General features: G+C 70.6%; 24 protein-coding genes. 8 read left to right on the forward strand and 16 right to left on the reverse strand.

Annotation, left to right across the window (positions count from 1 at the left end):
* Nucleotides 1-69: 69 nt before the first annotated feature.
* Nucleotides 70-960: an acyl-CoA thioesterase II gene (locus AB0N78_RS06955; protein WP_363387528.1), complete on the reverse strand. Its 891-nt coding sequence runs from the start codon at nucleotides 958-960 to the stop codon at nucleotides 70-72.
* A 4-nt stretch (nucleotides 961-964) separates the two neighbouring features.
* Nucleotides 965-1363: a globin gene (locus AB0N78_RS06960; protein WP_363387530.1), complete on the reverse strand. Its 399-nt coding sequence runs from the start codon at nucleotides 1361-1363 to the stop codon at nucleotides 965-967.
* 122 nt (nucleotides 1364-1485) lie between these two features.
* Here AB0N78_RS06960 and AB0N78_RS06965 point away from each other — a divergent pair, with 122 nt between their 5' ends.
* A complete protein-coding gene (locus tag AB0N78_RS06965; protein ID WP_363387533.1) occupies nucleotides 1486-1716 on the forward strand; it encodes a PTS glucose/sucrose transporter subunit IIB in 231 nt (76 codons plus the stop codon).
* A 1-nt stretch (nucleotide 1717) separates the two neighbouring features.
* Here AB0N78_RS06965 and AB0N78_RS06970 read toward each other — a convergent pair whose 3' ends face one another.
* A complete protein-coding gene (locus AB0N78_RS06970) occupies nucleotides 1718-2761 on the reverse strand; it encodes a mechanosensitive ion channel domain-containing protein (RefSeq protein WP_363387536.1) in 1044 nt (347 codons plus the stop codon).
* 10 nt (nucleotides 2762-2771) lie between these two features.
* Entirely contained in the window at nucleotides 2772-2933 is a 162-nt protein-coding gene (locus AB0N78_RS06975) for a hypothetical protein (RefSeq protein WP_363387539.1), read from the reverse strand.
* Between the two features lie 80 nt (nucleotides 2934-3013).
* On the opposite strand from AB0N78_RS06975, the gene malQ reads away from it, so the two are divergent.
* Nucleotides 3014-5071 (forward strand): 4-alpha-glucanotransferase, encoded by a 2058-nt coding sequence (gene malQ / locus AB0N78_RS06980; protein WP_363388239.1) that lies wholly within the window; start codon nucleotides 3014-3016, stop codon nucleotides 5069-5071.
* Between the two features lie 9 nt (nucleotides 5072-5080).
* Here malQ and AB0N78_RS06985 read toward each other — a convergent pair whose 3' ends face one another.
* Together AB0N78_RS06985 and pepN are read right to left on the reverse strand one after the other, a co-directional pair.
* Complete coding sequence (locus tag AB0N78_RS06985; RefSeq protein ID WP_363387542.1) at nucleotides 5081-5638, reverse strand: M15 family metallopeptidase; 558 nt, start codon at nucleotides 5636-5638, stop codon at nucleotides 5081-5083.
* Nucleotides 5639-5806: 168 nt separating this feature from the next.
* Entirely contained in the window at nucleotides 5807-8410 is a 2604-nt protein-coding gene (pepN, locus tag AB0N78_RS06990; RefSeq protein ID WP_363387545.1) for an aminopeptidase N, read from the reverse strand.
* Nucleotides 8411-8549: 139 nt separating this feature from the next.
* Here pepN and AB0N78_RS06995 point away from each other — a divergent pair, with 139 nt between their 5' ends.
* Entirely contained in the window at nucleotides 8550-9164 is a 615-nt protein-coding gene (locus tag AB0N78_RS06995; RefSeq protein WP_363387548.1) for a DsbA family protein, read from the forward strand.
* 22 nt (nucleotides 9165-9186) lie between these two features.
* Nucleotides 9187-9744: a hypothetical protein gene (locus AB0N78_RS07000; protein WP_363387551.1), complete on the forward strand. Its 558-nt coding sequence runs from the start codon at nucleotides 9187-9189 to the stop codon at nucleotides 9742-9744.
* A 61-nt stretch (nucleotides 9745-9805) separates the two neighbouring features.
* On the opposite strand, the gene AB0N78_RS07005 is transcribed toward AB0N78_RS07000, so the two are convergent.
* Nucleotides 9806-11758 carry a M13-type metalloendopeptidase gene (locus AB0N78_RS07005; protein ID WP_363387553.1) on the reverse strand — a complete coding sequence of 651 codons (1953 nt, stop codon included), beginning with the start codon at nucleotides 11756-11758 and terminating at the stop codon, nucleotides 9806-9808.
* Nucleotides 11759-11931: 173 nt separating this feature from the next.
* Here AB0N78_RS07005 and AB0N78_RS07010 point away from each other — a divergent pair, with 173 nt between their 5' ends.
* Complete coding sequence (locus AB0N78_RS07010) at nucleotides 11932-12384, forward strand: ribose-5-phosphate isomerase (protein ID WP_363387556.1); 453 nt, start codon at nucleotides 11932-11934, stop codon at nucleotides 12382-12384.
* 51 nt (nucleotides 12385-12435) lie between these two features.
* Here the strand turns inward: AB0N78_RS07010 and AB0N78_RS07015 are convergent, their stop codons facing one another.
* Nucleotides 12436-13686: a GNAT family N-acetyltransferase gene (locus tag AB0N78_RS07015; RefSeq protein ID WP_363387559.1), complete on the reverse strand. Its 1251-nt coding sequence runs from the start codon at nucleotides 13684-13686 to the stop codon at nucleotides 12436-12438.
* Between the two features lie 73 nt (nucleotides 13687-13759).
* Between AB0N78_RS07015 and AB0N78_RS07020 the strand changes: the two genes are divergently transcribed.
* Both AB0N78_RS07020 and AB0N78_RS07025 read left to right on the forward strand, forming a co-directional pair.
* Complete coding sequence (locus AB0N78_RS07020) at nucleotides 13760-14845, forward strand: PP2C family protein-serine/threonine phosphatase (protein ID WP_363387562.1); 1086 nt, start codon at nucleotides 13760-13762, stop codon at nucleotides 14843-14845.
* 87 nt (nucleotides 14846-14932) lie between these two features.
* Nucleotides 14933-15265, forward strand: a complete 333-nt coding sequence (locus AB0N78_RS07025; protein ID WP_363387564.1) for an MGMT family protein — start codon at nucleotides 14933-14935, stop codon at nucleotides 15263-15265.
* A 41-nt stretch (nucleotides 15266-15306) separates the two neighbouring features.
* Here AB0N78_RS07025 and AB0N78_RS07030 read toward each other — a convergent pair whose 3' ends face one another.
* On the reverse strand, nucleotides 15307-16785 hold the full coding sequence (locus tag AB0N78_RS07030) for an MFS transporter (RefSeq protein ID WP_363387567.1): 1479 nt from the start codon (nucleotides 16783-16785) through the stop codon (nucleotides 15307-15309).
* A 104-nt stretch (nucleotides 16786-16889) separates the two neighbouring features.
* Here AB0N78_RS07030 and AB0N78_RS07035 point away from each other — a divergent pair, with 104 nt between their 5' ends.
* Complete coding sequence (locus AB0N78_RS07035) at nucleotides 16890-17636, forward strand: TetR/AcrR family transcriptional regulator (protein ID WP_363387570.1); 747 nt, start codon at nucleotides 16890-16892, stop codon at nucleotides 17634-17636.
* Nucleotides 17637-17979: 343 nt separating this feature from the next.
* On the opposite strand, the gene AB0N78_RS07040 is transcribed toward AB0N78_RS07035, so the two are convergent.
* From AB0N78_RS07040 to AB0N78_RS07070, 7 genes are all read right to left on the reverse strand, one after another.
* On the reverse strand, nucleotides 17980-18465 hold the full coding sequence (locus AB0N78_RS07040; RefSeq protein WP_363387573.1) for a CoA-binding protein: 486 nt from the start codon (nucleotides 18463-18465) through the stop codon (nucleotides 17980-17982).
* Nucleotides 18462-19775: an O-acetylhomoserine aminocarboxypropyltransferase/cysteine synthase family protein gene (locus tag AB0N78_RS07045; RefSeq protein ID WP_363387575.1), complete on the reverse strand. Its 1314-nt coding sequence runs from the start codon at nucleotides 19773-19775 to the stop codon at nucleotides 18462-18464. Before AB0N78_RS07045 ends, AB0N78_RS07040 begins: the two co-directional genes overlap by 4 nt.
* Nucleotides 19772-21802 (reverse strand): acetate--CoA ligase, encoded by a 2031-nt coding sequence (gene acs / locus AB0N78_RS07050; protein WP_363387578.1) that lies wholly within the window; start codon nucleotides 21800-21802, stop codon nucleotides 19772-19774. The genes AB0N78_RS07045 and acs overlap by 4 nt, the downstream gene beginning before the upstream one ends.
* On the reverse strand, nucleotides 21799-22584 hold the full coding sequence (locus AB0N78_RS07055) for an ABC transporter permease (RefSeq protein ID WP_363388242.1): 786 nt from the start codon (nucleotides 22582-22584) through the stop codon (nucleotides 21799-21801). Before AB0N78_RS07055 ends, acs begins: the two co-directional genes overlap by 4 nt.
* A gap of 66 nt (nucleotides 22585-22650) precedes the next feature.
* On the reverse strand, nucleotides 22651-23706 hold the full coding sequence (locus tag AB0N78_RS07060) for an aliphatic sulfonate ABC transporter substrate-binding protein (RefSeq protein WP_363387581.1): 1056 nt from the start codon (nucleotides 23704-23706) through the stop codon (nucleotides 22651-22653).
* A 10-nt stretch (nucleotides 23707-23716) separates the two neighbouring features.
* Nucleotides 23717-24520 carry an ABC transporter ATP-binding protein gene (locus AB0N78_RS07065; protein WP_363387584.1) on the reverse strand — a complete coding sequence of 268 codons (804 nt, stop codon included), beginning with the start codon at nucleotides 24518-24520 and terminating at the stop codon, nucleotides 23717-23719.
* Between the two features lie 330 nt (nucleotides 24521-24850).
* A complete protein-coding gene (locus tag AB0N78_RS07070) occupies nucleotides 24851-25885 on the reverse strand; it encodes an LLM class F420-dependent oxidoreductase (RefSeq protein ID WP_363387586.1) in 1035 nt (344 codons plus the stop codon).
* Nucleotides 25886-25887 lie beyond the last annotated feature (2 nt).

Genomic DNA, 25887 nt, shown 5'->3' on the forward strand with positions numbered 1-25887 from the left:
TGGTGCCCCTGTCGGCGGGGATCGCACGGGCCGCCCTCCATTCCGGAGGGCGGCCCGTGTCGTTGGTGTTCAGTCCTGCGGGACCCGGATCATGCCCTCCTGGGCGATGGAAGCCACCAGCACACCGTTGCGGTCGAATACCCGGGTGGCGCCCAGTCCCCGTCCGCCCTGCGCGCTGGGGCTGCGCTGGTCGAAGAGCAGCCAGTCGTCAACCCGCAGGTCCCGGTGCCACCACATCGCGTGATCCAGGCTGGACACCGAGAGTCCCGGGGTCAGCCAGGACAGTCCGGCCCGGCGCAGGATCGGTTCCAACATGATCTGGTCGCAGGCGTGCGCGAGCAGGGCGCGGTGCACCAGCTGGTCATCCGGCAGCGGCGCGCGGGTGCGCATCCAGACCTGCTGACCGCCGTCGGCATTCGGCTCGCCCGGGCCCAGGTAGATCGACCCGCCGACATGCCGGACGTCGAAGGCGCTCTCATGTGTCCAGAACCGCGCCACCGGGTGGTCCATGTGACCCATCCGGTCCATCGCGGACTCGACATCCTCCGGGTCCGGCACCGACGGCATCGGCTCGGTCAGTTCGATGCCGTCCTGCCGCTCCTGGAAGGACGCGATCATCGACAGGATCGCCGCCCCCTCCTGTGCGGCGTGCACCCGTCGGGCGGAGAAGGACCGACCGTCGCGCAGTTGCTCAACCGACAGGTCGATGGGTGTGGCGACATCGCCGGGTCGCAGGAAGTACCCGTGCAACGAATGCGGCAGTCGACCGTCCGGCACCGTCCGCCCCGCCGCGATCAGCGCCTGTGCGATCACCTGCCCGCCGAACACCCGACCGTCGGGCTTGGGCAGGCTGTGCGCGGTGAAGTCGAGCCCGCTGTCCCCGGCCGGGGCCAGATCCAGCACAGCCAACAGTGCGGCCAGGGTGTCGTCGGGGGTGGGGGAGGTCGTCGCGTCGTTCACCGGTTCAGGATGGCATGGACGCGGTGTTGACCAGCGAATGCGCGGCGCGTTCGAGGTAGTCCCACAGGGTGGCCTCGTGCAGCGGTGCCAACTCCAGGGCGTCTACGGCGGTGCGCATATGGCGCAGCCAGCGGTCCCGGGCATCGACGTCCACCCGGAAGGGTGCGTGCCGCATCCGCAGCCGAGGGTGCCCGCGCTGCTCGGAGTAGGTAGTGGGCCCACCCCAGTACTGCTCCAAGAACATCGTCAACCGCTGCTTGGCCGGTCCCAGGTCCTCCTCCGGGTACATCGGCGCGAGCACCGGGTCGGCGGCGACGCCCTGGTAGAACAGGTCGACCAGTCGCTCGAAGGTAGGGTGCCCACCGATCTGTGCGTAGAAGGTGGCAGGGTCGATCGAGGTCATGGTGTCGAGTCTCGCACCCGGACGGTGGGGCGACCGCCAGCGGCCGGGCTTAGGCTGAGGGCAGGGACCGGTGTTCGCCGGTCGGGGGTCGCATCGAGAACGACAGGTTCGGGGGTTCCGAGTTGAGCAAGGCAGAGCAGATCCTGGCGGCGCTGGGCGGCAACGGCAACATCGTCGACCTGGAGCCCTGCATCACCCGGCTGCGGGTGGAGGTCACCGACCCGCAGCGCGTCGACGAGTCCGCCCTCAAGGAGACCGGCGCCTTCGGCGTGGTGCGCTCCGGTCGGATCGTCCAGGTCATCGTCGGGCCGGAGGCGGACAACCTCGCGGCCGAGATGGACGGCCTGCGCTGAGTCAGCGCGACTGAGTCGGGGCCCCGGGATCCGTCGGATCGCCGGGGCCTTCCGCATTCTGCGCCTGCGACTCCTGGAACGCGGTCAGCGCCTCCCGCTGGCCCGCCAAGGGGATGCCCGCCTCCGCCAGCTCGCGTCGCACCGCCTCACGCAGTGCCCGGGACACCTTCCACTGCTGGGCCGGGACCGTGCGCTGCACCAGCCGCATCGTCACCGCATCGAAGGACAGATCCTCGGCTGAGGTGACGGTCGGATTGCCCTCCACCAGGGTGCGGAAGCTGTCATCGGCGGCGACCTCGGTGGCGGCCTTGCGCAGCAGCGCCTCCACCCGATCCAGGTCGACGAAGTAGTCGACCTTCACCTCGACCACGGCATTCGACCAGCCCTGGGTCTTGTTCCCGACCCGGAGCACCGAGCCGTTCGGCACGTACCAGAGCACCCCGTCCGCATCACGGATCTTGGTCACGCGCAGCCCCACCGACTCCACCGTGCCGCTGGCCGGGCCGACATCCACGACATCGCCGACGCCGTACTGGTCCTCCAGCAGCATGAACAGTCCGGTGAGGAAGTCCTTGACCAGGCTCTGCGCGCCGAAGCCGAGCGCCACGCCGACAATTCCGGCCGAGGCGATGAATGGCGCCAGGTTCACTCCGACCTGGTCCAGCACCAGGAACACCGTGATGGTCCCGATCACGATGGCAGCGGTGGACCGCAGCACCGATCCGATGGTGCGTGCGCGCTGGGTGCGCCGTGCGGCCGCGACCGGGTTCGCCTTGCGGAGCGCACCCGCGACCTCCGTGCCCAGCGGCCGCACGATGCCGCGTTGCAAGAAGGAGCTGCCGTCGGCAATGTGCTCGGTGACCGAGCGAATCAGGCGCTGCACCACCAACAGCAGCAGGCCGCCGATCACCAGAATGATGGCGATCCGCAGTCCCGGACCGGTCAGCCAGTCCCAGGTGTGGTTCACGGTCTGGGCCACCGCCTCCCCGGCATCCATGGTCGACGACGGGGACGGGCTGGGGGCATCAGTGGTGTCGGTGAACATCGGCCCCAGGTTAGGCCAGCGAGGTGTGCACCGCGACGAACCGCAGCTGCTCCACGGTCAGGGCGACGGTGCGGGACAGCGCCCGTCCACCGTGGCCCACCCCGCGTTCCCGGCGGAGCAGGATCGGGCGGGTTCGCTCGTCGCCGCTGGTGGCCGCCTGGAACAGCCTCACGACCGGCGACGTGGCAAGCTTGTGACGTGGAACACGCTGCTGAGCTGGGACCCCTGCACGCACTGGCGACGGCGCACGGTGTGGACATCACCTTCGACACCTTCGGCGGCGGACGGGGTCAGGCGAGTCCGGACACCCTGGTGGCCGTGCTGGCCGCACTGGGAGTAGACGCTCGCACCCCGGAACGGATCGACCTGGCGCTGCGCGAGGCCGAGGACGCGCCATGGCGTGACGTGCTTCCCCCCGTGGTGGTCCACCGCCAAGGGCGGCAGGACGAGCTGGCGGTGCACGTCGACCACGGCGACCCGGTGCGGGTCTGGATTGAGCTGGAGGCCGGTGGTGTGGTCGAGCTCGGCCAGCTGGACCGGTGGGTGCCGCCACGGGTGGTGGATGGGCGCGAGATCGGCCGCGCGACCTTCCAGATCCCCGAAGCCTTGGCCTTGGGCTGGCACCGGCTGCACGCCGAGACCCCCGGCGGTCGGGTGCGGTCGCCGCTCGTGGTGGTGCCGGACCGCCTGGACCTGCCCGCACCGGTGGCCCAGCACCCCCGCTGGGGACTGATGGTGCAGCTGTACTCGGTGCGCTCGCGGGAGTCCTGGGGCGTCGGCGATCTGCGCGACCTCGCGGACCTGGCCTGGCTGACCGCCGCGGATGGTGCCGACTTTCTGCTGATCAATCCGCTGCATGCCGCCGAGCCGGCGCCGCCGCTGACCCCCTCGCCCTACCTGCCAACCAGCCGACGGTTCAGCAATCCGCTGTACCTGCGGGTGGAAGACATCCACGAGGCGGGCTACCTGTCCGCCGCGGACCGAGCTCTGATCGAGTGGGCGGCGGAACCGGCGCTGGCCCTGGACGGCGATGACGGCCCGATCGACCGGGACGCCGCCTGGGCCGCCAAGCGCGAGGCGCTCGAGGTGCTGTTCGCCGTCCCGCGCACCCCGGCGCGAGACGCGGCCTTCGCGGAGTTCCGGCAGCGCGAGGGCCGGGGGCTGGCGGACTTCGCGCTGTGGTGCGCGCTGGTGGAGCGCCACGGCCCTGGACCCTGGCCGGAGGACCTGAGCGGACCCATCGCACCCGGCGCGCTGCGTGCCCGCACCGAGCTGGCCGATCGGGTGGAGTTCTACGCCTGGTTGCAGTGGCTCGCCGATCAGCAACTCGCCGACGCGCAGCGTGCTGCCCGGGAGGCCGGGATGGCGGTGGGGGTGATGCACGACCTGGCCGTGGGCGTGCACCCGGGTGGTGCCGATGCCTGGGCGCTGGGCGGAGTGCTGGCCGGTGCCGCCTCGGTGGGTGCACCACCGGATATGTACAACCAGCAGGGCCAGGACTGGTCGCAGCCACCCTGGCATCCCGGCGAGCTCGCCCGGGCTGGGTACCAGCCCTACCGGGATCTGCTGCGCACCGTGTTCCGGCATGCGGGGGCGGTGCGGATCGACCACATCATGGGGCTGTTCCGGCTGTGGTGGATCCCGCGCGGACAGGCACCGGGCACCGGCACCTACGTGCGCTACGACCCGGAGGCAATGATCGGCATCCTGCTGCTTGAGGCGCAGCGGGCCGGGGCGATGGTGATCGGTGAGGACCTGGGCGTGGTCGAGCCCGGTGTCCGCGAGCTGCTGGCCGAACGGGGGGTGCTCGGCACCTCCGTGCTCTGGTTCGAGAAGGACGAGCAGGGTCGGCCGCTGCGCCCCGAGGACTACCGGCGACTGGCGCTCAGCACCGTCACCACCCACGACCTGCCGCCCACCGCGGGCTACCTGGCGGAGGAGCACGTGGCGCTCCGGGAACGCCTCGGATTGCTGACCGAGCCTGTCCCGGTGGTGCGGGCGCAGGCGCAGGCTGAGCGGGAGGCCATGCTCGCTGCCTTGCGTGGCCAGGGCCTGATCGCCGCTGATCCCACCGAGCGTGAGGTGGTCGAGGCGCTGCACCGGTACGTGCTCCGCACGCCGTCGGTGCTGGTCGGCGTTTCCCTGGCGGATGCGGTGGGGGAGCGGCGGGCGCAGAACCAGCCCGGCACCGACACGGAGTACCCGAACTGGAAGGTGCCGTTGGCGGATGGTGCGGGGACCCTGGTGACGGTGGGGGAGCTGGTCAGGCACCCGCGGTATCGCTCGCTGGTGCAGGCGTTGCGCGGCTGACGACGGTCGCTAGCTCCATCCGTGGGAGGCATCCGGCCACATCTGCGGGCATGGATCGCCGACCTCGCCGACGAGCTCGAAGTGCCACATCTCATTGGCATAGGTCCGGCACAGCCCGTACTGCTCCTGCCGCTCGCCGAGCCAGATGGCGGCGTCGGTGCTACCCACGTCGATGGCGGTGCCCTGGACGTGGGCGGACTTCTCCGGCGGTAGCACCCAGCGGTGTGCCTCGGCCGGGTCGCCGTACTTCGCGATCGCCTCGTCCACGAGTTCTTGCTGGTCCGCGGCGGACCGCCACCCGGAGGTCAGCATCAGCAGGAGCCCGTCAGCCGCCGCGTCGTCCCGAGCGAGCTGGAACCGGCGCATCAGCTCCGGGTCGATGGCGGTCACCACCGGTTCCTCCGGTGTCGGTTCCGGCCGCTCGTCCACGACGGACACCGGGGGGACACCCGGTTCCTGGGCCTCGGCCGGGCGGGCGTGGCCCATGCCCCACCACGCGCCCAGACCGGCCAACACCAGGGCCAACAGCAGGATCAGGACGGTGCCGAGGCGAGTGGGCTTCTCCATGCCCTCAGCCTCGGCCAGCACGGGACACCGGGGCATCGCCGCGGGGAGTGATTGCGGCGTACGACCATCGTCGCGGTCGGCCCAGTGTTCCTCCACTCCAGGGATGACGGAGCAGACAGGCCGGTGACCCGTGGGGGTCACCGGCCTGCGATCGGCTGAACGCTGAGCTCAGTGCTCGATGTAGCGACCATCCGCTGCCTGGGCGGACAGGGCACGCGCCACGCCGTCCCGGCTCTCCGCCACCAGGCGACGCAGCGCGGGGGCGGCCTGCGGGTGCCCGGTGAGCCACGCGTCGGCGGCGGCCAGCACGTCAGTCTCCGGGTCGTCCGCGAGCAGGGTCGGGAACAACCCGGTCACGATGTTCTGTGCCATCTCATTCGTGCGGTCCTCCCACACCGACTCCAGCGAGTCGAAGTACGGCGTCACGTACTGGCGCAGCAGGCTGCGGTCGTGCACCCGGTCGAAGCCCGCGATGGTCGCGGCCTGGAGCGCATTCGGCAGGGTGTCCGCCTCGACCACGGCAGCCCAGGCGGCGGCCTTGGCCTCGACGGTGGGCATAGCGGCACGCGCATGAGCCGCCGCCCGCTGACCGGTGGCGGTCGGGTCCGCGGCGAGCTGGGCGTCGATCTGCTCAGCACCGGCACGACCCCCGGCGACCAGGCTGGTCAGCAGCTCCCAGCGCAGATCGGTGTCGATGCTCAGACCGTCCAGCTTGGTGTCACCGTCCAGCAGGGCCTCCACCGTGTCCAGCTGCTCCGGGGTGCCCGCCCGGCCTGCGAAGGCCTTCACCAGCTGCAACTGCGTGTCCGACCCCGCCGGGGCATCGGCGGCCAGCGCCCACAGCGAGTCGGCCGCGGCCTTCTCGGTGGCGGGACGGTGGTCGGCAGCGACGTACAGATCCAGCGCGGTGGCCAGCTGCCGCAGCAGCACCAGCACCACGGTGGAGTCGGTCTCGTGCGCGATGTTGCTCAGCACCAGATCCACGTAATCCCGGGCTGGGGTCTCCGCATCGCGGGTGGCATCCCACACCGCCGCCCACACCAGAGTGCGGGGCAGGGAGTCGGTGAAGGCGTCCAGGTGGGCGATGGCGGTGGCCAGCGAGCGCTCGTCCAGGCGGACCTTGGCGTAAGCCAGGTCATCGTCGTTCAGCAGCAGCAGGTCCGGGCGGCGGGTGCCAACCAGCTCGGTCACCTCGGTCAGCTCGCCGTCCACATCCAGCTCGGTGCGGCTGGTGCGGGTCAGCTTCCCGTCGACCAGGTCGTAGCCACCGATCACGATCCGGTGTGGGCGCTGCACCGGGTGCTCGGCCGGAACCTCCTGCGCGATGGACAGCGCGGTGATCATGCCGTCGTCATCGGACTCGATCCGCGGGCGCAGCAGAGTGACCCCGGACTCCTCCAGCCACAGCCCGGACCAGGCGGACAGGTCGCGGCCGCTGGTGGCCTCCAGCTCGGTCAACAGGTCACGCAGCTCGGTGTTGGAGAACTGGTGCTTGCGGAAGTAGGTCCGCACTCCGGCGAAGAACTGCTCCTGCCCGACCCAGGCCACCAGCTGCTTGAGCACGCTGGCACCCTTGGCGTAGGTGATCCCGTCGAAGTTGACCTCGACGTCCTCCAGGTCGCGGATGTCCGCGGCGATGGGGTGCGTGCTGGGCAACTGGTCCTGCCGGTAGGCCCAGGACTTCTCCAGCGAGGAGAACGTCGTCCACGCGCTGGTCCACTCGGTGGCCTCAGCGGTGGCCAGGTGCGAGGCGAACTCCGCGAAGGACTCGTTCAGCCACAGGTCGTCCCACCAGCGCATGGTCACCAGATCGCCGAACCACATGTGCGCCAGCTCGTGCAGGATCGTCACCGCACGCCGCTCGACGGTGGCCTCGGGCACCTTGGACCGGAAGACGTAGTTCTCCAGGAACGTGACCGCCCCGGCGTTCTCCATCGCCCCAGCGTTGAACTCCGGCACGAACAGCTGGTCGTACTTGGCGAACGGGTACGGGAAGTCGAACAGCTCCTCGTAGAACGCGAAGCCGGCCCGGGTGATGTCCAGGATGTTCTCCGTGTCCAGGTGCGCGGCCAACGACCCGCGGCAGAACACTCCCAGTGGGATGGTCCGGCCGTCGGTGGAGGTCAGCTCCCCGTGCTCGTGGTGGTACGGCCCGGCGATGATCGCGGTGATGTAGGAGGAGATCCGCGGCGTCGGCTGGAACCGCCAGGTCGCCGTGCCCTCGTCCGCGCCACCGTTGCGGTTGACGCCGCCCTCGACCGGCACCGGGTCACCGGTCTCCGGGGAGTTCGACACCACCACCCAGTGCGCGGGCGCGGTCACGGTGAACGTGAAGGTCGCCTTGAGGTCCGGCTGCTCGAAGACCGCGAACACCCGCCGGGAGTCAGCGACCTCGAACTGGCTGTACAGGTACACCTCGTCATCCACCGGATCGACGAACCGGTGCAGGCCCTCGCCGGTGTTCATGTACGCGCAGTCGGCCTCGACCAGCACCTCGTTCTGAGCGGCCAGGCCGTCCAGGCGGATCCGGGAGTCGGCGACCACATCCGCCACCTCCAGCTCCACACCGTTGAGCACCACCCGGCGCACGGTGGGGGCGATCAGATCCAGGAATGTCGACGACCCCGGCTGCGGGCTGGTGAACCGGACGACTGTGGTCGAGCCGAAGGTCTCCGGGCCAGTGGACAGGTCGAGGGTGACGTCGTAGGACTCGACGTCGACCAGGGCGGCGCGGGCGCGGGCCTCGTCGCGGGTCAGATTCTCAGCGGGCACGCGGATCCTCCTGTCGGTGAAGCAATGCAGCGGGCATCCTCCCACGAGGTGACACGGGGCGGGGCGCGGAGTGCATGATGGTCCGCGGCTCACCCGCTCGGGTGGGCCGTGCCCGTCCACGCTCCCCTGGAGGCGCCCCGTGACCTCGACCTCTGCTGCACCCGTCGTCGACTTCTGGTTCGACCCCGCCTGTCCCTGGGCGTGGATGACGTCGCGATGGATCACCGAGGTGCAGCAGCAGCGCGGCATCGAGGTGCGCTGGCACGTGATGAGCCTGTCCGTGCTCAACGAGGGCCGGGAACTGCCCGAGGAGTACCAACGGCTGATGGCCGACTCCTGGGCCGCCGTCCGGGTGCTGGTCGCCGCCCGCGAGCTCTACCAGGCCGACCTCAAGCCGCTCTACGACGCGCTCGGCACTCGCCGCCACCCCGGTGGCCGCAGCGACACCAGCGCGATCATTGCCGAGTCCCTCGCTGAGGTCGGGCTGCCCGACTCCCTGCTGGCCTATGCCGACTCCGAGGAGTACGACCCCCAGCTGCGCGCCTCCACCGCCGAGGCCCTGGCCTTGGTCGGCGACGAGGTCGGCACCCCGGTGGTGGCGATCAACGGCGTTGGCTTCTTCGGACCGGTCATCACCCCCGCGCCGAAGGGTGAGGACGCGCTGGCCCTGTTCGACGGTCTGGCCCTGGTCACCCAGGTGCCCGGCTTCTACGAGCTGAAGCGGACCCGCACCCAGGGTCCCGTCTTCGACTGAGCGGACTCGGGGGCGAGTGAGCATGACCGGTGCGCTGGCGGGGCTGTCCCGCGGACTGAAAATCTTCCTGGTGGTCGACCTGGTGCTGATTGTGGTGCTGGCGGTGACCGCGATCCTGCTCCTGGGCGGCGGTGGCGACGACCCGACACCCCAGGCGGGCACGCCCACGTCCTCCACCGCCACCAGCAGCAGTGAACCGACCCGATCGGCTTCCGACGACGTCGCCACCTCCGACACCGAACAGCGCTTCGCCTCACCCACCGGCAACATCGTCTGCGACATGACCGGCGAGGGCGTCACCTGCACCATCGCGAACACCTCGGTGGAACCACCGGCCATCGCCGGCTGCACCGGTGCCGGAACCGGACACGTGATCACCCTGACCACCGGGGGCGTGGACGTGCCCTGCACCGAGCAGGTTCCCGACGCGGCGGGCGGCGACGTCGAGGTGCTGGAGTACGGCAGCAGTCAGCAGGTGGGGGAGTACACCTGCACCTCCGGGTCGGACGGGATGAGCTGCACCGGCGCGGACGGGGTCGGGTTCCGGGTGGCGACGGCGGAGCGCGTGGAGCTGCCCTGAGCCGTGTCCGGCGAACGTCGGGGGTGTGCCCGGACCGGTTGCGGCCCGGGCACACCAGCGGTCACCAGATCGTGACCCGCTCCTCCGGCGCCAGGTACAGCCCATCCCCGGCCCGCACGTCGAATGCCGCGTAGAACTCGTCGATGTTCCGCACCACCGCGTTGCAGCGGATCTCGTCCGGGGAGTGCGGGTCGGTGGACAGGCGGCGGATGACCTCCTCGTCACGGCCCTTGGCGCGCCAGACCTGTGCCCAGCCGAGGAACACTCGCTGCACGCCGGTCAGACCGTCGATCTGCGGGGCGTCGTCCAGGTTGCCGCCGAGGGCGATGCGGTAGGCCTTGAGCGCGATGGACAGGCCGCCGAGGTCGCCGATGTTCTCCCCGATGGTCAGCGCGCCGTTCACGTGGTGCGAGCCGTCGAGCTGGCGGGGGGAGAAGGCGTTGTACTGCTCGATCAGGGCGGCAGTGCGCTTCTCGAACTCGGCGCGGTCGGTGTCGGTCCACCAGTCGTGCAGCCGACCCTCGCCGTCGTACTTGGAGCCCTGGTCGTCGAATCCGTGGCCGATCTCGTGTCCGATGACCGCGCCGATGCCGCCGTAGTTGACCGCGTCGTCGGCGTCCGCGTCGAAGAACGGCGGCTGGAGGATGGCGGCCGGGAACACGATCTCGTTCATGCCCGGGTTGTAGTAGGCGTTGACCGTCTGCGGGGTCATGAACCACTCGTCGCGGTCGATCGGGCGACCGATCTTGCCCAGCTCGTAGTCCAGGTCGAATGCGGCGGCGCGGCGGACGTTGCCGAGCAGGTCGTCGCGGCGGATCTCCAGGCCGGAGTAGTCGCGCCACGTGTCGGGGTAGCCGATCTTGGGGGTGAAGGCGTCCAGCTTGGCCAGCGCGCGGGTGCGGGTCTCCTCACCCATCCAGTCCAGGGCGCTGATCGACTCCCGGTAGGCCTCGACCAGGTTGGCGACCAGCTGCTCCATCCGGGTCTTGTGCGCGGCAGGGAAGTGCCGCTGGACGTACACCTGGCCGACGGCCTCGCCGAGGACGCCCTGCACCAGGGAGACACCGCGCTTCCACCGGTCACGCAGCTCCTGCGCGCCGGTCAGAGTGCGGCCGTAGAAGTCGAAGTTCGCCTCGACCAGCTCGGTGGACAGGTAGGGAGCGCGGGCGCTGATCACGTGATAGGCCAGCCAGGACTGCCAGGCGGTGACCGGCTCGACGGTCCAACGCGCGGCCAGCTCGGCCAGGTAGGACGGCTGGCGGACGATCAGCTGGTCGAAGGCACCCTCCGGGGCCTGCAGGGCCCGGATCCAGCGCGGCCAGTCGAATCCGGCGGCAGCGTCGGAGAGCTCGGCCAGCGTGGTGGGGTTGTGGGTGAGGTCGGCGTCGCGGTCCTTGACCACATCCCAGTGACCGGCGGCCAGCGCGGTCTCCAATGCGACGACGGCACTGGCCTGCGCGTCCGCGTCGGCCTGATCGGTAGCCCAGCCGCCGAGCAGCAGTATCCGGGCGATGTGCGGGCGGTAGGCGGTCAGCACGGTGGCGTGCTGCTCCTCGCGGTAGTACGACTCATCGGGCAGGCCGAGGCCGGACTGGGTCAGGTAGACCACGTAGCGGGTGGGGTCGTCGGCGTCGTTGTCCACCCAGACCCCGGCGGCGGAGACCGCACCGGCGCGCTGCAATGCGCCAAGTACGTCGATCAGGTCCTGGTGGTCGGTGGCGGAGCGGATCAGGTCCAGCTCGGGGGCCAGCGGGGTGACGCCGTCGGACTCGATCCGGTCGGTGTCCATGAAGGAGGCGTACAGGTCGGCGATCTGCCCGGTGGCGGACTCAGTGATGATCTCCCGGACCTGCTCCTCCGCCTGGTCGTAGAGCGCGCGGAAGGAGCCGTCCATCGCGCGGTCCGGCGGGATGACGTGGGCGTCCGACCAGCGGCCGTTCACGTACCGGTAGAGGTCGTCCTGCGGGCGGGTCGCGGGGTCCAGAGCGGTCTGGTCGATACCGGAATGCGTCATGGGGTCAGCCTACGGTTGTCTTCCTACCTCACCCGGGCTCGCCGTCGCTGTCCACGTGTCCGCGGCTGGCGGCCCGGCTGCTCCCGTTCCAGATCCGGTGCCCTCCGGTCACGTCCAGGTCGGTGACTCGGATCGACGCGCGGGTGGATCGGTCGGTGGTGCAAGATGACCCCATGCGTATCCACGTCGCCGCCGACCACGCCGGATTCGAGCTGAAAGTCGCGCTCCTGGAGCACCTGCGGGCCGCCGGCCACGAGGTGACCGACCACGGGGCGTCCAGCTACGACGCGCAGGACGACTACCCACCGGTGTGCTTCGCGGCGGGCGAGGCGGTCGTCGCGGACCCGGGCAGCCTCGGGGTGGTGATCGGTGGTTCCGGCAATGGGGAGCAGATCGCGGCGAATAAGGTCACGGGTGTTCGCGCTGCCCTGGCCTGGAACACCGAGACGGCTCAGCTGGCCCGCCAGCACAACGACGCCAACGTGGTGGCCATTGGGGCCCGCCAGCACTCGGTGGACCAGGCCATCGAGTTGGTGGACGCGTTCGTCGCCGAGCCGTTCAGCCAGGACCCGCGCCACCAGCGCCGGATCGACCTGCTGGCTGCCTACGAGGCATCGCGCTCCTGACAGCGCACGAGGCCCCCGCATCCGAGTGGATGCGGGGGCCTCGTTGTCTGCTCAGAACCCCCAGGGGGTGTGCGGCGCGGAGTGCCACCGGAAGGCGGTGTCCGCGGCGGCGACGACCGAGGGCTCAGCGACCTCGATCAGTCCGGCCCGGGCCAGCGCGGACACCGAGCGACCACCGAGCAGCAGCGCCCCGAGCTCCCGAATCTCCATGGTCAGCTGCGGTGCGGCGTCGGTCCGGGTCACCGTGGCCGAACCGTCCGCGGCGACGGTGAGTCGCCAGGTGCCCTCATTGTCCGGGAGCAGGCCGTCCCGGATGCCCAGCACCAGATCCGCTGGGGTGGAGAACCGGCGACCGGTCAGCGCAGCGGGCACGTCCGCAACCCGTACCCACACGTTGTCCACGATGACGGGCTTCGCCTTGCGTGAGTCGATCAGCAGTGTGGGCAGCACGTCGTCCGGGGCGAAGGCCGCGCTGACACTGGTGACCAGATCCAGGTCGAGCAGGAAGCTCCACAGCCGGTGTGCAGCGGCGGGGTCCAGTGCACCGTGCGAGCGGACCGTCGCGGTGTACACCGGGTTGTCGGCCTCGTCCCACTTCTCCTTGCGGGCCAGCAAGGCGTAACCGACCACAGCGTCGCCCCGGTGCACGGTCACCACCCGCAGCGGCTCGGCACCCTCCCGCCAGGCCGGCGGGTCAGTGAGCAGCCGCTCGCGCAGCCCGGGGGTGGACCGGTTCACCCAGCCCGGGCGGTCGGACCATGCCTCGGCCTGGAGATCGATCAGCAGTTGCTCGTGCTGCTCGCGGTCGGCGGTGCGCAGGTGCACGGTCAGTTCGGCGGAACCGGGGACATCGCGGAGCTTCGCCCCGCGCGGGATGGTCAGTCGCAGCACGTCGGCGGCCGAGCCGTAACCGAAGCGGCCATAGATCGCGGGTTCCGCGGCGAAGAGGGCAGAGATCGCCTCGCCGCGATCCAGGGACCGGCTGAGGTGGTCGCGGATCATCGCGGAGAGCAACCCCCGTCGGCGGTGATCCGGGCGGACCGCCACCCAGGTCAGCCCGGCACAGGGCCCTGTGCCGCCGGGCAGGGTCATGGTGAACGGGAACGACCCGTGCACCGCGACCAGCTCGCCGTCCCGCTCGACCGCGCGGGTGCGGTCGAAGGGAATCGAGAACGTCAGGTGCTTGAGCGTCTCCTCGTCGAGGTGCTCGGCGAAGCCGAACTCGTCGACCTCGCGGAACTCGGTCAGGCGGTCCTCGTCGATGGAGACGAGCTGGTATCCGTCGGGCAGCATGGCGGTCATCCTGCTCGGACACGCTCCTTTGTGCAGGTGAATTTCCGATTCCCGCGATTTGTCCGGGTAGCCTCACCGCACCATGCCGCATGACTCCGCTCGTTCCCCGAGCGTCCTGGACCGGACCCGCGGTCGGCTGCGCCGCTGGGGCCTGGGATCGCAGCGCGCGTTGACCCTGATCCTGGTCGCGCTGACCGTGCTGGCGAGCTTCGGCCTGGTGACCGTCCGGCCCTGGGTGCCGCCGTCGACCTACATCCTGATCGAGCTGCTCGGTGCCTTCCTGCTGCGGCTGCGCTCCATGGTGCTGCTCTGCGTCGCCATCGTGGTGCAGGTGGTGCTGGTCGAAGTGCTCGACCTGGGCGACTTCACCCCGGGCACCTGGGTGGTGCAGGCCATCGCCATCGTGGCACTGCTGAGCTTCGCCTGGCACCGGGAGCGGCTCGGACTCCAGGGTGCGCCCGGTGAACTGATGCTGGTCGACCTTCGCGACCGAATCGCCGCGCACGGGCAGGTGCCGACGCTTCCGGCTGGCTGGTCGGTGGACACCACCCTGCGGTCGGCGCATGCCGAGGCGTTCTCCGGGGACTTCGTGGTGACCGCCAACCGCCCCGGTCTGCTGGAACTGGTGCTGGTCGACGTGTCGGGCAAGGGACAGGAGGCGGGGGTGCGCAGCCTGCAACTGTCCGGGGCGCTGGCCGGGATGATCGGTGCGCTGCCCGCCCGTGATCTGCTGTCCGCCGCGAATGCCTACCTGCTCGGTCGCCGGTGGGCGGAGGGCTTCGCCACAGCCGTACACCTGACCGTGCATCTGGAGACCGGGCTCTACACCATCGCGTTGGCGGGGCATCTGCCCCCGGTGCACCTGCACGCGGGCTCCGGGCGGGTCGAGCGCCTGCCGCAGCTGCGTGGTCCGGCGCTGGGGGTGATCGAGGGTCCGGAGTACGTCACCGGCACCGGACGGCTCGCGCCCGGGGACACCCTGATCCTCTACACCGACGGTCTGGTCGAGACCCCGGGCGGCGACCTCGACCTCGGCATCGACCGGCTGATGGGGGCGGCAGAAGAGTTGCTCGCCACCCGTCGTGGTGGGGCCGAGGACTTGCTCCGTGCGGTGCGGGCACCGGAGGGTGACGACCGGGCGCTGGTCCTGGTCCGCCGCGCCGACTGACGGATCCTGCGCGCTCCGTTCTGCCCGGAACGAGACTGCTGGGCGAGCGGACCCGACGGCCCTGGCGTCCCTGACACACTGGCGGTCGTGGACTCCGAGTACATCGACGCGGTGCGGGCGCTGGTCCGGCGGATCCCGCCCGGTCGCGCGATGACCTACGGGCTGATCGCCGAGGTCGTGGCGGACCAGCTGATCGCGGCCGGGGGAGTCGGGCGAGGTGGCCCCCGCCAGGTGGGGCGGATCATGGCGGCTGGGGACGGCGACTGGCCGTGGTGGCGGGTGGTCAACGCTGCCGGATCGCCGCCCGCTCACTACGCGGAACGTGCGCTGGCTGCCCTGCGTGCGGAGTCGACACCGCTGACCGCTGACGGCACCCGGGTGGCGCTGCGCCGGGCCGTCTGGTTCCCCGAGCAGGACTGACGCGCGGGCTCCGGCGTCGATCCGGAGCCCGCGCGGGGGCCTCAGTGCGCGATGGCCGGTTCCAGCCCGACGGGGGCGGTGGCCTGCCGGGTGAGGCGGTCACTCCGACGGCGGAACAGCACCCCGGCCAGCACCGCCCCGCCGAGGAAGATCCCGGCCGACCAGGCGTAGGCGGTGTCGAAGGAGTGCAGGGCCGCCTCGGCGAGCACCTGCGGCGTGGCCGGTGCGTGGTCGGCGACATAGGCGCTCGCGGCGGTGGCGGCCAGGGTGTTCAGCAGCGCGGTGCCGATCGCGCCGCCCACCTGCTGGCTGGTGGACACCAGGGCCGAGGCCGCGCCGGCCAGCCGCTGTTCGACGCCCAGGGTGGCCAGCTGGAAGGACGCCGGCATGATCGACGCCATCCCCATGCCCATCAGGATCAGTCCGGGCAGCACGTGCAGGTAGCTGCTGTGCGTCTCCAGCAGCGTGAAGGAGAACATCGCGGTGGCGGCCAGCGTCATCCCGATGGGCACCAGCAGCTTCGGCCCGAATCGGGGGATGAGCAGATTCGACTGGATCTGCGCGGTGATGATGATCGAGACCACCATCGGCAGGAATGCCACACCGGTGCGCATCGGGCTGAACCCGAGCGTCGACTGCAGGTAGTAGGTCAGGAACAGGAACACTCCGAACATCCCCGACCCGGCGACCAGGATCGACAGGAAGGAGGCGCCGCGGTCCCGGTCCAGGAGCACGCCGAGCGGGAGGACCGCGTGGGCGGCGGTGCGCTGTCGGATCACGAATCCGACCAACAGGAGCACGCTGGCGGCCAGTGGTCCCCAGGTGGCGACCGAGTCCCAGCCCTGCGGCTCCGCCTGCGAGAAGCCGAAGACCAGCGCGAACAGTCCTGTGGTGCCCAGCAGGACGCCGGGCAGGTCGAGTCGATGCTCGGCGGAGCCGCCGATCCGGGGCAGCAGAATCAGCCCGGCGATCAGCGCGACGGCGGCGATCACCACGTTGACGTACAGGTTCCAGCGCCAGTCGAAGTTCTCGGTGAGATACCCGCCAAGCAGCAGACCGATCGCCCCACCCATCCCGGCGATGGCGCCGAAGATCCCGAAGGCCCGACCGCGTTCGGCGGGCACAGTGAAGGTGATGGTCAGCACCGAGAGCGCGGCGGGGGCGAGCGCGGCACCGAACACGCCCTGCAACGCCCGCGCGGCGACCAGGAGTTCGAAGCTGCTGGCCGCTCCGCCGAGGGCTGAGGCGATGGCGAAGCCGACCAGGCCGATCAGGAACATCCGTCGACGGCCGAGCATGTCGGACAGTCGGCCGCCGAGCAGCAGCAGACTGCCGAAGGCGAGGGCGTAGGCGGTGACGATCCACTGCCGGTCGTTGTCGCTGAAGCCGAGTTCGGCCTGGGCCGACGGCATCGCGATGTTCACGATGGTGGCGTCGAGCACCACCATCAGCTGGGCGAGCGCGACGGTGGCGAGCACCCACCATCGGCGTCGTGCGGGGGTGGCTGTGGGTGAGGACATGGCGAGGACTGTAAACCGAAACTGGCTGGTTCCGGAACTGGCAAGTCTCGATTTGGTCAGATGTTCATCCGGTGGCACGATGGCGCGCGACGAGAGGAGTGCGGATGTCCGCGAGCGACGACGCTGCGCCCACTGACCCTCCCTGCCGTCCCGGGCGCCGCCGTGACCCCGGCAAAGATGAGGCGATCCTCCAAGCCACCCGCGAGCTGCTGATCGAACGCGGCTACGAGGCGATGACCATGGATGCGGTCGCCGAGCGCGCTGGAGTCGGGAAGGCCACCGTCTACCGGCGATGGTCCTCCAAGGTGCGGCTGATCGTGGACTCCTTGTTGTGCGCCAAACAACTGCACGCCGATGAGGTGCCCGACACCGGAAACCTGCGCGACGACCTGCTCTCCGTCGCCACCCTCGCCACCCGGATGAAGAACGACGAGCTCATGTCCGGGCTCCTGGTCGCCGTCAAGGCCGAGCCTGAGGTCGCCGGTGTGTTCCACGAGCAGTTCGTCGCCGGGCGAGTGCGCCTGATGCGAACGCTGCTGGAGCGCGCCCGCGAGCGCGGCGAAGTCCACCCGGACGCCGACCTGGACATGATCGCGGCAGTCGCCCCGGCGATGATCCACTACCGGAAAATGGTCGCGCACTTGCCGATGGACGAGGCATTCGCCGAACGATTGGTGGATTCGGTAGTGCTGCCGTTGGTAGCGAACCCGGCTGCGATGCTCCCCGAGACCAGCGATTTCGACCGCCTGGCCCTCGGCTCGCTCCCGCACGCAGGGAACCAACGCGTCGGAGATGACATCAGCGATCATCGGGGGCGGAACACCCCTGCACGCAGGGAACCAACTCCGTAATCGACAAGCTCGCCAGCGAGACGCCCTGGAACACCCCTGCACGCAGGGAACCAACGCGTTCTGCCAGGCGACTCTGGCGGAGCCGTACGGAACACCCCTGCACGCAGGGAACCAACACTTCCTGACCAGCAACGATACTGCCCGCCGACCCGTTTTTCCTTCACTTCTCTCGCCCCGCTGCGGCTGCAGCACCCGGATCGAGACGACCGCCACCAGCGACCCCCGTGCCATCGTGGCCGCAGCGCAGCATGGAGTACGCGGCCAAGGCACGGGGAGATGAGGCCGGTCCGGTGGCCTGATAGGGGGCGGCATGCGGCAGAGCGTCGGGTGGGGTGAGCGCCGCCTAGCCCAATGCCCGCCGGGAGCTGATCACCCCGGTGTCAAACCCAGCCAAGTGCAAGCCACCGTGGAACCGGGCGTGCTCGACCTTCACGCACCGGTCCATCACCACAGTCAGCCCGGCGGCTTCGCCCCGTCGGGCGACGTCCTCGTGCCAGGACCCGAGCTGCAACCACAGGGCCTTCGCGCCTACGGCCAGGGTGTCGTCCAGCACGCCGGGCAGGTCGTCGTGCCGTCGGAAGACGTCGACCAGGTCGGGCGTCTCGGGCAGGTCGGCCAGGGACGGGTACACGGGCTGACCGAGGATCTCGGTCTCGCGCGGGTTGACCAGGAACAGCCGGTAGGGCGAGCTGGACAGCAGGTACGTCGTGACGAAGTAGCTGGCTCGGGCCGGGTTGTTCGAGGCGCCGACGATGGCGATCGACCGGGTGCGGCGGAGCAGGGCGAGCCGGTCCTGCGCGGAGGGGCCCTGCCAGGTGCGGGCGCTCATGCTTGGACCTCCGAGGTCGCTGCGGTGAGGGCCTGATCGAGGTCCCAGAGGATGTCCTCCGGGTCCTCCAGGCCGACGCTGATCCGCACCAGGTCGTCCGGCACCCCGGCGGCGTCGAGCTGCTCGGCGGAGAGCTGTTGGTGGGTGGTGGAGGCCGGGTGGATCACCAGGGTGCGGGCGTCGCCGACATTGGCCAGGTGGCTGGCCAGCTGCAGGTGCTCGATGAACCGGCGGCCGACCTCGCGGCCGTCCCGTCCACCGCCGGGGGCCAGTCGGAAGGCGAAGACCGAGCCGGGGCCCTGCGGCAGGTACCGCTGAGCCCGGCCGTGGTGCGGGTGGCTGGGCAGACCGGCCCAGTTGACCTGACCCACCCGCGGATCGGCGGTCAGCCACTCGGCGACGGTGCGGGCGTTCGCCAGGTGCGCGTCGAGTCGCTGCGGCAGGGTCTCCACCCCCTGGAGCAGCTGGAAGGCGGACTGCGCGGACAGCGACGGGCCGATGTCCCGCAGCTGCTCGGAGCGCAGTTTGGTCAGGAACCCGTACTCGCCGAAGTTCTCCCACCACTTCACGCCGTTGTAGCTGGGCACCGGTTCGGTCATCTGCGGGAACTTGCCGTTGCCCCAGTCGAAGTGGCCCGACTCGACCACCACCCCGCCCAGGGTGGTGCCGTGGCCGCCGAGGAATTTGGTTACCGAGTGGATGACGATGTCTGCCCCGTGCTCGATGGGCCGAATCAGGTACGGGGTGGTCAGCGTGGAGTCGACCACCAGGGGAATGCCCGCGGCGTGCGCGACCTCGGCCAAGCCGCGCAGGTCCGCGATCTCACCGGAGGGGTTGGCGATGACCTCGGTGTACAGCACTTTGGTCTCCGGCCGGATCGCCGCCGCGAAGTCCACGGGGTCGGTGCCGGGCACAAAGGTGGTGTCCACCCCGAACCGGCGCAGGGTCACGTCCAACTGGGTGACGGTGCCGCCGTAGAGCTGTGAGCTGGCCACCACGTGATCCCCGGCACCGACCAGGGCAGCGAAGGTGATGAACTCGGCCGCCATTCCGGAGGCGGTGGCCACGGCACCGATGCCGCCCTCCAGGGAGGCGATCCGCTCCTCCAATGCCGCCACCGTGGGGTTGCCGAGGCGGGAGTAGATGTTCCCGTACTTCTGCAGCGCGAACAGGTTGGCCGCGTCGGCGGTGTCGGAGAACACGAAGGACGTGCTCTGGTAGATCGGCACCGCCCGGGCCCCGGTGGCGGGGTCGGGCACCCCTCCGGCGTGCAGGGCGCGGGTGCGGAAGCCGAACTGATGGTCGCTCATGCGGTGGTCTCTCTCACGGTGGTGCGGTGACGGTCGAGCAGGTCGGCGACCTGCTGGACCGCCCAGGGGTTCTGCAGGGAGGTGCGGTCGCCCAGCGGACGGCCGTCGTGCAGATCGGCGAGCAGGCGGCGCAGGATTTTGCCGGAGCGGGTCTTGGGCACCTCCGGCACCAGGAACAGGTGCCGGGGTTTGGCCACCGGGCCGATCTGCTCGGCCACCTGTGCGCGCAGCTCCTCGCGCAGCGCGTGACCGGCCCGGTGCCAGGCGTTCAGGTCCGCGGGGGCACCGGGTGCGACAGCGGGGACGACGAATGCGGCCACAGACTGTCCGGTCACCGGGTCGTCCACCCCCGCCACGCCGACCTCGCTGACCGCGGGGTGGGCGACCAGGGCGGACTCGATCTCGATGCTGGACAGCCGGTGCCCGGAGACGTTGACCACGTCGTCCACCCGACCGAGCAGCCAGATGTCACCGTCCTCGTCCCAGGACGCCCCGTCACCCGCCAAGAAGTAGCCCTGATCGGCGAAGGCCCGCCAGTAGGCGTCGCGGTACCGCTGCGGATCACCCCACACGGTGCGGGCCATCCCGGGGAAGGGGCGGTCAATCACCAGGTAGCCGCCGGAGCCGCGGGGGACCGGCACCCCCTCGGCGTCGACGACCTTCGCGGACAGTCCGGGCAGTGGACGGGTCGCCGACCCGGGTTTGAGCGTGGTCGATCCCGGCAGAGGCGCGATCACCGCCGCACCGGTTTCGGACTGCCACCAGGTGTCCACCACCGGGGCGGTGCCGCCGCCGAACTGCTCGCGGAACCACACCCAGGCCGCCGGATTGATCGCCTCGCCGACGGTGCCGAGCAGCCGGATCGAGGACAGGTCGTGTCCGGTAGGCAGACCGTCCGGGAACCAGGTCATGAAGGTCCGGATCAGGGTAGGCGCGGTGTAGTACGTGGTCACGCCATAGCGCTCGATGACGTTGAGGTGGCGCTCGCGGTGCGGGGTGTCCGGGGTGCCCTCGTAGATCACCTGGGTCAGCCCGTTGCTGAGCGGCCCGTAGATCTCGTAGGTGTGCGCGGTGACCCAGGCCAGGTCCGCGGTGCACCAGTGCACGTCGTCCTCGCGGGAATCGAAGACCGCCCAGTGCGTCCACGAAGCCTGGGTGAGGTAGCCCCCGGTGGTGTGCACCAGACCTTTGGGCTTGCCGGTGGTGCCGGAGGTGTAGATCACGAACAGCGGGTGCTCGGCGTCGAAGGCCTGCGCCCGGTGCACGGGGTCAGCGGTGTCGACCACGTCGTGCCACCACACGTCCCGCCCCGGGGTCCACGCCACGTCCTGACCGGTGCGGTGCACGACCAGCACGTGCTCCACATGATCGAGGCCGTCAACGGCGGCATCCGCGGTGGACTTCACCTCCACCGCCGTACCGCGTCGGAACTGCCCGTCGCTGGTGACCAGCAGCTTCGCGCCGGTGTCCTGCACCCGGAATCGCACCGCATCCGCGCTGAACCCACCGAAGACCAGCGAGTGCACCGCGCCGATCCGGGCGATGGCCAGGGTGACGATGATGGTCTCGGCGATCACCGGCAGGTAGACCACCACCCGGTCGCCGGGGCCGACGCCGAGCGCGGTGAGCGCATTCGCCGCCCGGGACACCTCGTCCCGCAGCTCGCGGTAGGTGTACGAGTGCCGGTCGCCGTTCTCACCCTCGGCGTGGAGGGCGATCTTCTCGCCCCGACCGGCGTCGACGTGGCGGTCCACGCAGTTCACCGCGGCATTCAGTCGTCCGCCCACGAACCACTGCGCCCGGGGCACGCTGAGCTCGTCACCCTCCCAGCGGGCGGGCTCCCAGGTGTGGGCGGTGTGCCAGGGAGCGTCCCAGGTCAGTCGCCGTGCGGCGTCCTCCCAGAACGCCACCGGATCGGCGTCACCGGCGGCCAGCAGTGCGGCGTGCTCCGCCGGGCCGATCTGCCAGTCCCCGGCCGGGGCGGGGAACCGGCGCTGCTCGTCGTTCAGGGTGTCGAAGGTGGTCATCCCCAGCGCCTCCCCAGTAGCCGCTCGCCCAGCCCGATCAGCCCGTCGGTGATCTTGCCCAGCACCGCCAGCAGCACGATGGCCAGCAGCATCCGGTCCACCCGGCCGTTGTTGCCCGAGTCGATCAGCAGGAATCCCAGTCCCATCGAGGAGGCGATCAACTCGGCCGCCACCAGGAACAGCCAGGATTGCGCCATCGCCAACCGCAGACCGGCCACCACCCCGGGCACCGCGGCGGGCAACTGCACCGCGGTCAGCAGCCGGGTGCCGCGCAGGCCGTAGGCGCGCCCGGCCTCCACCAGCAGCGGGTCGACATGCCGCAGCGCGGCGACCACCGTGGTGTACACCGGGAAGAACGCCCCGATGGCGATCAGCGTGATCTTGGACTCCTCGCCGATCTTCATCCAGAGCACCAGCAACGGCACCCAGGCCAGCGAGGGCACCGCCCGGACTGCGCCCAGGACCGGTTCCAGCAGCGCCGCCGCCACCCGGGACAGCCCGACCAGTGACCCGAGGATCAGCCCCAGGGCGGCACCCACCGCGAAGCCGACCAGCACGCGCTGGGTGGAGATCGCCACGTACTGCGCGAGCAGACCGCGTTCGGCCAGATCCGCCGCTGCGGTCCACACCGACGACGGGGCGGGCAGCTGGTAGGGGCGCACCCACCCGGCGCTGGTGGCCACCTGCCAGGCCACCAGCAGCAGCACTGGGATCACGGCCCCGAGCCCGATCCGCACCCCCCGCCGGGTCAAAGGTCCGCGCCGGAGTCGTGTGGGCAGCACGGGCCGGAACGGATTGCCACCGACGGGTGAGCGCGTGAGAGCTTCCTGCGCGAGCGTGCTCATCGGTCAGTCCGCGATCGTGCTCGGGTCGGCGGCCTCGGCGAAGCTCGGGTCGAAGAGCTCATCCAGGGCGGTGTCCACGGTCGCCTGGTCCGCGACATCGCCGGACTCGACCAGGATCGGGCCGACCACCTCCAGCACCTCGCGCTGTGCCTGGCCCGGCACCGGGTCGATGTCCAACCCGGTGCGCTCGGTGATCACCGTCTCGGCCACCGCCGGGTCGATGCCCGCCACCTCGGCCAGAATCGACACCACCTGGTCGGGGTTCTCCTGTGCCCAGGCCCGGGCCTTCTCATAGGCGTCCACCACCACCTGCGCCAGGTCGGGGCTGGCATCCAGGAAGTCCTGGGTGGCGTTGAGGAACCCGTAGGTGTTGAAGTCGACATTCCGGTACAGCAGCGTGGAGCCGGCCTCCGCCTCCGAGGCGGCCATCAGCGGATCGAGTCCGGACCAGGCGTCCACTGAGCCGTTCTCCAGGGCGGCCTTGCCGTCGGCGTGCTGGAGGTTCTGCACCTCGACGCTCGCCGGGTCGACCCCCGCCTCGTCCAAGGACTGCAGCAAGAAGAAGTACGGGTCGGTGCCCTTGGTCGCGGCCACGGACTTGCCCGCCAGGTCCTCGACACTGGTGATGTCCGAACCGGCCGGGACGACCAGTGCCGACCACTCGGGCTGGGAGTAGATGTCGATGGTGCGGATCGGTGACCCGTTGGACCGGGCGAGCAGCGCGGCCGACCCGGCGGTGGAGCCGACGTCGACGGCCCCGGCCCGCAGTGCCTCGTTGGCCTTATTCGATCCCGCGGACTGCACCCACTCCACGTCGACCGCATCGCCGAGGGTGGCCTCGATCCAGCCCTGGTCCTTGATTACCAGGCTGAGCGGGTTGTAGGTGGCGAAGTCCAGGGTCAGGGTGTCCGCACTCCACCCGTCGCCGGAGGCGGTGGTGCCGGCGGCGGGCTCGGCGGCGGAGCTGGTGTTGCCCTCACCCGACACGCAGCCCGCGACGGCCAGAGTGGCTGCGAGGGAGGTGGCGGCCAGGGCCAGTCGCACGGTACGGGTGGTCATGAGGGTCTCCTCAGATCGAGTGGTGCAGGTCGGGGTCGTGGTGGTGGGTGGGGACGCCGAGACCGTCGAGCAGTTCGGCGCGCAGCCGGGCGAGCACCCGGTCGGCGCGGTCGCGTGGTCGGGTGCCCGGCACGGTGAGCACCCGGCGGATCGAACCGGACTCCGGGGTGGGGCTGCCGAGCAACACCACCCGGTCGGCGAGGTACAGCGCCTCGTCCACGTCATGGGTGACCAGCAGGACGGTCACCGGGTTCGCGGCGTGGAGGGACAGCAACAGGTCCTGCATGCGCAGCCGGGTCAGGGCGTCCAGCGCGCCGAAGGGCTCATCCAGCAACAGCACCCCGGGTCGACGGGCCAATGCTCGGGCCAGGGAGGCGCGCTGGGCCATCCCTCCGGACACCTGGCGGGGGCGCAGCCGCGCGGAGGATTCCAGGCCGACCAGTGCCAGCAATCGGGCGACCTGCTCGGCACCGTCGGCTCTGGTGGTGCCCCGGGGGAGTCCGAGCGCGACATTGCGGGCCAGGCTGCGCCAGGGGAGGAGTCGCGGCTCCTGGAAGGCGACGGCGGTGCGCGGGTCGAGCCCCCGCACCGGGGTGTCGGCCAGCGTGATCGTGCCGCCGTTGGGGGTGTCGAGTCCCGCGACCTGGCGGAGCAGCGTCGACTTGCCGCAGCCGGAGGCACCGATCACGGCGACGATCTCACCGGCGGCGATGTCCAGGTCGATCCGGTCCAGCACGGTACGAGGACCATCGGGTCCGTCGAAGCTGCGGTGTACGTCGCGCAGACCGACTGGGTGGGCGGTGGTGCGGCTCATCAGGGGGCGTCCCGAGGCTGGGGCGACAGAGCGAGTCCGTCGGCGGGGCGGTGTGGGGCGGGCACCGTGCCGGACCGGGGGAGGGTGGTCGGCGTCGGGCCGGGCGGCGTCGTGCCGCGATGCGCAGGAGGGTCTGACGCAGCGAGGTCAGGCGCAGGGGCGACAGGCAGAGCCCGGACAACAACGCAGGAGCGTCATGCGCTGATGCATGGCGACCTCCTCCGGTGTCTTGCCCGCTGAGACGTGCCGTTCACGCCTCGGGATACGCCGACAGTAGCGAGCGCCCAAAAGGTGCACAAGGCATGAACCGCACCGTCTTGCTGGCTGGACTCAGCGCAGCGCCGCCACCGCCTCCGGCAGCTCCTGCGGGCCGCACTGGAGCACCATGGTCGTCACCGCCGTCGACTGCCAGGCCGCCGCCTGCTCCGCCAGGTCAGCCGGGGTGCCGACCAGGGCGACGTCCCGCACCAGCTCGGTGGGCACTGCGGCGGCAGCCCTGGCTCGATCGCCGGCGGCCCAGTGCGCCTGGATCTCCGTGCAGGCCTCCGCGTAGCCCAATCGGGCCAGGGCATTCGCGTGGAAGTTGGCACCCTTTGCGCCCATGCCCCCGGCGTAGAGTGCGACGAAGGGGCGAATCCGGTCGGCAGCGGACTCGACATCCGGGCCGAGCGCCACCGGCACCGTCGCGCTGACCTCGAATGTCTCCGGGTCGCCGATGCCCGATCCCCGCCGCGCGAATCCCTCGGACAGCAGCGCGCGGAACTCGTCATCCAGTCGTGGCGCGTAGAACAGCGGCAGCCAGCCATCGGCGATCTCCGCGGCCAGAGCGATGTTCTTGGGTCCTTCGGCGGCCAGGTGGATCGGCAGGTCGGTGCGCAGCGGGTGCACCGTCGACCGCAGCGGCTTGCCCAATCCCATGCCCTCGCCCTCGGGCAGTGGCAGCCGGTAGAAGTCGCCCTCCGCCCGCACCGGCACTTCCCGGCGCAGCACGTCCCGGACGATGGCGACGAACTCCCGGGTGCGGGCCAGTGGTCGGGGGTAAGGGGCTCCGTACCAGCCCTCGACCACCTGCGGACCGGACACCCCGAGGCCCAGGATGAACCGGCCGTCGGACAGGTGGTCCATCGTGAGCGCGGCCATCGCGGTCGCGGTTGGTGTGCGGGCGGCGATCTGCGCCACCGCTGTGCCAAGCCGCACCCGCCGGGTCGACGCTCCCCACCAGGCGAGCGGGGTGAAGGCATCCGATCCGTAGGCCTCGGCGGTCCACACCGAGTCCACGCCGAGTCGGTCGCAGTCCTGCACCGCTGCCGCGGCTCCCGCTGGCGGACCTGCGGTCCAGTAGCCGGTGTGCCAGCCGATCCTCATGT

Origin of the sequence: Cellulomonas sp. NPDC089187 (assembly GCF_040685135.1) — a bacterium.
In the GTDB taxonomy this organism is placed as follows: Bacteria; Actinomycetota; Actinomycetes; order Actinomycetales; family Cellulomonadaceae; genus Cellulomonas.